General features: G+C 72.8%; 6 protein-coding genes. 3 read left to right on the plus strand and 3 right to left on the minus strand.

Annotated features, from left to right (window positions below; all coding sequences use genetic code 11):
* Both AC1DQF_RS21115 and bagA read right to left on the minus strand, forming a co-directional pair.
* Nucleotides 1-891 (minus strand): ArsA family ATPase (locus AC1DQF_RS21115; RefSeq protein ID WP_477527188.1); only part of this gene is annotated, 891 nt, incomplete at its 3' end.
* Nucleotides 888-1,925, minus strand: a complete 1,038-nt coding sequence (gene bagA / locus AC1DQF_RS21120) for an ATPase BagA (protein ID WP_477527189.1) — start codon at nucleotides 1,923-1,925, stop codon at nucleotides 888-890. The genes bagA and AC1DQF_RS21115, both read right to left, overlap by 4 nt.
* A gap of 107 nt (nucleotides 1,926-2,032) precedes the next feature.
* Between bagA and AC1DQF_RS21125 the strand changes: the two genes are divergently transcribed.
* The 3 genes from AC1DQF_RS21125 to AC1DQF_RS21135 are packed head-to-tail and all read left to right on the plus strand — an operon-like array spanning nucleotide 2,033 to nucleotide 3,996.
* The gene (locus AC1DQF_RS21125; protein WP_477527190.1) at nucleotides 2,033-2,836 is read left to right on the plus strand and encodes a CoA transferase subunit A; all 804 of its coding nucleotides are present in this window, start codon (nucleotides 2,033-2,035) and stop codon (nucleotides 2,834-2,836) included.
* Between the two features lies 1 nt (nucleotide 2,837).
* The gene (locus AC1DQF_RS21130) at nucleotides 2,838-3,506 is read left to right on the plus strand and encodes a 3-oxoacid CoA-transferase subunit B (protein ID WP_477527193.1); all 669 of its coding nucleotides are present in this window, start codon (nucleotides 2,838-2,840) and stop codon (nucleotides 3,504-3,506) included.
* Nucleotide 3,507: 1 nt separating this feature from the next.
* Nucleotides 3,508-3,996, plus strand: a complete 489-nt coding sequence (locus AC1DQF_RS21135; protein ID WP_477527191.1) for an XdhC family protein — start codon at nucleotides 3,508-3,510, stop codon at nucleotides 3,994-3,996.
* 170 nt (nucleotides 3,997-4,166) lie between these two features.
* On the opposite strand, the gene AC1DQF_RS21140 is transcribed toward AC1DQF_RS21135, so the two are convergent.
* Nucleotides 4,167-4,958: MFS transporter (locus AC1DQF_RS21140; protein ID WP_477527192.1), on the minus strand; the 792-nt coding region annotated here is incomplete at its 5' end.

The raw sequence follows: 4,958 nt of genomic DNA on the forward strand, positions 1-4,958 counted from the left end.
CCAGACAGGCCCGGCCAGCGGCATCTCGTCCTCGGTGAGGCGCTCGACGAAGTACGACGCCTCGCGCATCGCGTCCGGCTCCGGCGCCGCGATCACGACGAACGACGTGCCCGGCGCCTGGAGCAGCGAGAAGGTCTGCTGCGCCCGCTGGCGGAAGCCGCCGAAGAGGGTGTCGAAGGCCGCGACGAACGTCTGCATGTCGCGGAGCACCTGCGCACCCAGGATCTTGGTGAGCGCGTTGGTGACCAGCCCCAGCCCCGCCGTCATCAGGCGTGCCGGGCCCTTGGCCGGCGCGAGCAGCAGCCGGATGAACCGGCCGTCGAGGAAGCTGGACAGCCGCTCGGGGGCATCGAGGAAGTCCAGCGCGGACCGGCTGGGCGGGGTGTCCACGACGATCAGGTCGTAGGTGCCGTCGGCCTGCGCCTGGCGGTGGACCTGCCCGAGCTTCTCCATCGCCATGTACTCCTGCGTGCCCGAGAACGAGCTCGACAGGGCGATGTAGAACGGGTTGTCGAGGATCGCCCGGGCCTTCTCGGGGGTGGCCTGGCTGAGCACCACCTCGTCGAAGGTGCGCTTCAYGTCGAGCATCATCGCGTCGAGGGAGCCGGGACCCACGCCCGCTACGGGCCGCGGGGTGTTGTCCAGGGTCTCGATGCCCATCGACTGCGCGAGGCGACGGGCCGGGTCGATGGTCAGCACCACGACCCTGCGCCCCCGCTCGGCGGCGCGCAGGGCCAGGGCTGCGCTGGTGGTCGTCTTGCCGACGCCGCCCGAGCCGCAGCACACGATGATCCCCGTCTCGGGGTCGTCGAGCAGGGCGTCGACGTCGAGCCGGGGCGCACGCTCCGGGGTCGCGGCCAGGGGGCCGACGCGGGGACGGTTGCGGRTCATGCCAGTCCCTGCTCCCTCATCCGTGCGGCGAGCTCGTAGAGACCGCCGAGGTCGATGCCGCCCGGCATCCGGGGCAGCTCGTACGCCGGCACGTCCAGCGCCTCGACCACGGCGCGCTGCGAGTCCTCCAGCGCCCGCCGGGCCGCATGGTCGCGCGCCTCCTCGAGCAGCGAGTCGACCAGGTCGTGGGACACGTCGACGCCGGCGCGGGAGAGGTCGGCGGCGACGGCCTCGCGGTCGAGGGTGCCGGCACGCGCCGCCCGGAGGTCGGCGGGCCCCAGGTCCCGCGGGCGCACCATGTTGACCACGACGCCGCCGACGGGCAGCCGCGCCTCGCGCAGGTGGGCGAGGCCGTCGACGGTCTCCTGCACCGGCATCTCCTCCAGCACGGTGACGAGGTGGACCACAGTGCGCGGGGAGCGGAACAGCGTCATCACGGTGTCGGCCTGCGCCTTGATCGGCCCGACCTTGGCCAGCCCGGCCAGCTCGCCGTTGACGTTGAGGAACTGGGTGATCCGACCGGTGGGCGGGGCGTCGAGCACCACGGCGTCGTACGCCACGGCGGACCTGTTGCGGGCGTTGCGCTGGACGGCCTCGTAGACCTTGCCGGTCAGCAGCACGTCGCGGACGCCGGGGGCGATGGTGGTGGCGAAGTCGATGATGCCGAACCGGTCGAGCGCCTTCCCGGCGCGGCCGAGCTTGTAGTACATCGAGAGGTACTCCAGCAGGGCCGACTCCGGGTCGATGTGCAGCGCGTTGACCGCGCCCGGCGCCACGTCGCCCAGCGGCAGGCCGCGGGCGATCCGGCGCTCCTCGTAGGGCAAAGGCTCGACGTCGAACATCCGGGCGATGCCCTGGCGACCCTCGACCTCGCACAGCAGGACGTTCTTGCCGGTGCTGGCCAGGGCCAGTGCCAGCGCGGCCGCGACCGTCGACTTGCCCGTGCCGCCCTTGCCCGAGACGACGTGCAGGTCGACCTCGGGCCAGTCGCTGCGCCGGTTGCCGGCGAGGGCTCCACCGTGGACTGGGGACACGTCTGCGAGCCTAGTGTGTGGGTGGCACCCATCGGTCGGCCGTGCGGGAGTGACTAGCATCTCAGCGAGCCCGGCGAGGATCGTCGGGGGAGGACAAGGAGTGGTCGATGGACAAGGTCGTCGAGAGCGCCGCAGCAGCGGTGGCGGACATCCCCGACGGCGCCACGTTGTCGGTCGGCGGGTTCGGGTTGTGCGGCATCCCGTCGGTGCTGATCGAGGCGCTGCTGGAGGCCGGCACGACCGACCTGGAGGCGGTGTCCAACAACTGTGGGGTCGACGACTGGGGCCTGGGCCGGCTGCTCGTGGACCGGCGGATCCGACGGATGGTGGCCTCCTACGTCGGGGAGAACAAGGAGTTCGCCCGGCAGTACCTCTCCGGTGAGCTCGAGGTCGAGCTGACCCCGCAGGGCACGCTGGCCGAGCGGATGCGGGCCGGCGGCTCCGGCATCCCGGCCTTCTTCACCGCGACCGGCGTCGGCACCCAGGTGGCCGAGGGCGGCCTGCCCTGGAAGTACGACGACGCGGGCAACGTGGTCGTCGCCTCCCCGGCCAAGCAGACCCAGGTCTTCCCCACGGCCGAGGGCGACAAGGAGTACGTCCTCGAGCACGCGATCGTGGCCGACTTCGGCCTGGTGCGCGCCTGGAAGGGCGATCGCCACGGCAACCTGGTCTTCCGTGACTCCGCCCGCAACTTCAACCCGCTGGCTGCGATGTGCGGGCGGGTGACCATCGCGGAGGTGGAGGAGCTCGTCGAGCCCGGTGAGCTGGACCCCAACGACGTCCACACCCCCGGTGTCTACGTGCAGCGCGTGGTCGCGCTGACGCCGGAGCAGGCCGCGGACAAACGGATCGAGAAGCGGACCGTGCAACCGGCGGAGAGCGCCGTACAAGAAGAGAACGTGGGTGGCTGACATGGGTTGGACGCGTGAGGAGATGGCCGCCCGGGCGGCCTCGGAGCTGCAGGACGGCTCGTACGTCAACCTGGGCATCGGGCTGCCGACGCTGGTGCCCAACTACGTCGGCGACGACGTGGAGCTGGTCCTCCAGTCGGAGAACGGCATCCTCGGCGTGGGGCCCTACCCCACCGAGGACGCGGTCGACGCCGACCTGATCAACGCGGGCAAGGAGACRGTCACCCTGAGGCGTGGGGCGTCGTTCTTCGACTCCGCGACCTCGTTCGGGATGATCCGCGGCGGCAAGATCGACGCCGCCATCCTGGGCGCCATGCAGGTCTCCGCCGTCGGTGACATCGCCAACTGGATGATCCCCGGCAAGATGGTCAAGGGCATGGGCGGCGCGATGGACCTGGTCCACGGCGCCAAGCGCGTCATCGTGCTGATGGAGCACACCGCCAAGGACGGGTCGCTGAAGATCCTCGACGAGTGCAACCTGCCCTACACGGGCAAGCGTGTCGTGCAACGGATCATCACCGACCTCGCCGTCATCGACGTGATCGACCCGGCCACCGGGGAGGTCGCCCCCTCGGGCACCCTCGGTGAGCGGGCGCTCAGGCTCGTGGAGCTCGCCCCGGGGGTCACCGAGGACGAGGTCCGCGAGAAGACCGAGCCCGAGCTGGTCTGACGTGCCGACCCGCGAGCAGCCCTGGTCCGACGACCCGTCGGGGGACCCGGCCGCTCGCGGGCGCATCGTCGTGCTCAGCCGCAACCCCATCGCCGCGGCGATCGAGGTGATCGCCTCCGCGGTCGGCCGCGAGGTGGTGGTGGTGGCCGAGGACGAGGAGGGGCGCGGGGTCGCGATCGTCGCGGCCCTCGACCTGCGCGCCGGGGACGCGGTGGTGCTCTGCGACCACGACGCCCCCGACGCGCCCCGGGTGCTGCGCGACGCGTTGGCGTCGCCGGCGTCGTACGTCGCGATGATGGCCAGCCGCCGGCGGGCCGAGGGCCTGCTGGCCGACCTCGCCGAGGAGGGCGTGCCGGGCCTCGACCGGCTGCACGTGCCCGCCGGGCTCGACACCGGGGGCAAGGCGCCGGGCGAGATCGCCCTGTCCGTGGTCGCCGAGATCGTGGCCGAGGGCCACGGGCGCTCGGGCGGGCCGTTGCGAGGTCGCTAGGCCGCGGGTGACCTCGCCGGGTCGCCGAGCCGGCGTCGGGCGGCGGCAACAGGCGGCTTACGACATGCGGCGGCGGCAACTGGCGGCGTACGACAAGGGACCGAGCCGGATGGTTGTCGCATGCCGCCAGTTGCGCGGACGGGCGACCCGGACATGACGGTCAACCCGACCTAGGCCCGGGTGCGCGTCGCGGCCGCGACACCCAGCGCGGCGATCAGGCCACCCAGCACGAACACCGCCAGGAACGGGTCGGTGCCGGCCCGCTCGGAGGCGGCGAACACGACACCCGAGACCGACAGCGCCAGCGCGGCGCCGAGCGAGTCGGCGATGGTCAGGGCCGAGGAGTTGAAGCCGCGATCCCGGTCGCTCGACACGGCGAGCATCGCCACGCTGGTGCGCGGGTAGCCGAACCCCATGCCCGCACCCGCCAGGACGTACGACGCGCCGGTGACGAGGGCGGGCAGGTGCAGCTCCACGGACACGGCGAGCGCACCGACCCCGGCGAGCACGAGCGCGGTCCCGACCCGCATGGCGGTGACGTCGGAGACCCGGCTCCCGAGCCGCGCCTGCGCCTGGCTGGCGCTCGCCCAGGTGATGCCGACGAAGGTCAGCGCGATGCCCGCCCGGCCCGGCGAGAGACCCCACTGCTCCTGGAGCACGTAGACGATGTAGGCCTCCGCGCAGAAGAAGGAGGCGCTCAGCAGCCCTCGGGTGGCGATCACCGACGGCAGCCCCCGGCGCCCGACGAGCGTGCCGGGGGGCAGCAGCCGACGGAGCGAGACGACCACCAGGACCAGCGCGACGACAGCCCCGGCCGCGAGGAGCGGCGTACCGGGCTCGGAGCCCAGCAGCTCGAGGGCGAGGACGGCGACGGCGGCGACCCCGGCCCACGCGAGGCTGCCGCGGGGAGCGGCGTCGCCGGACGGGTCGTCGCCGTGCGCCTCGCCGGCGGCCACCTCGCC

The sequence above is a fragment of the Nocardioides sp. P4_G4 genome (assembly GCF_056401085.1).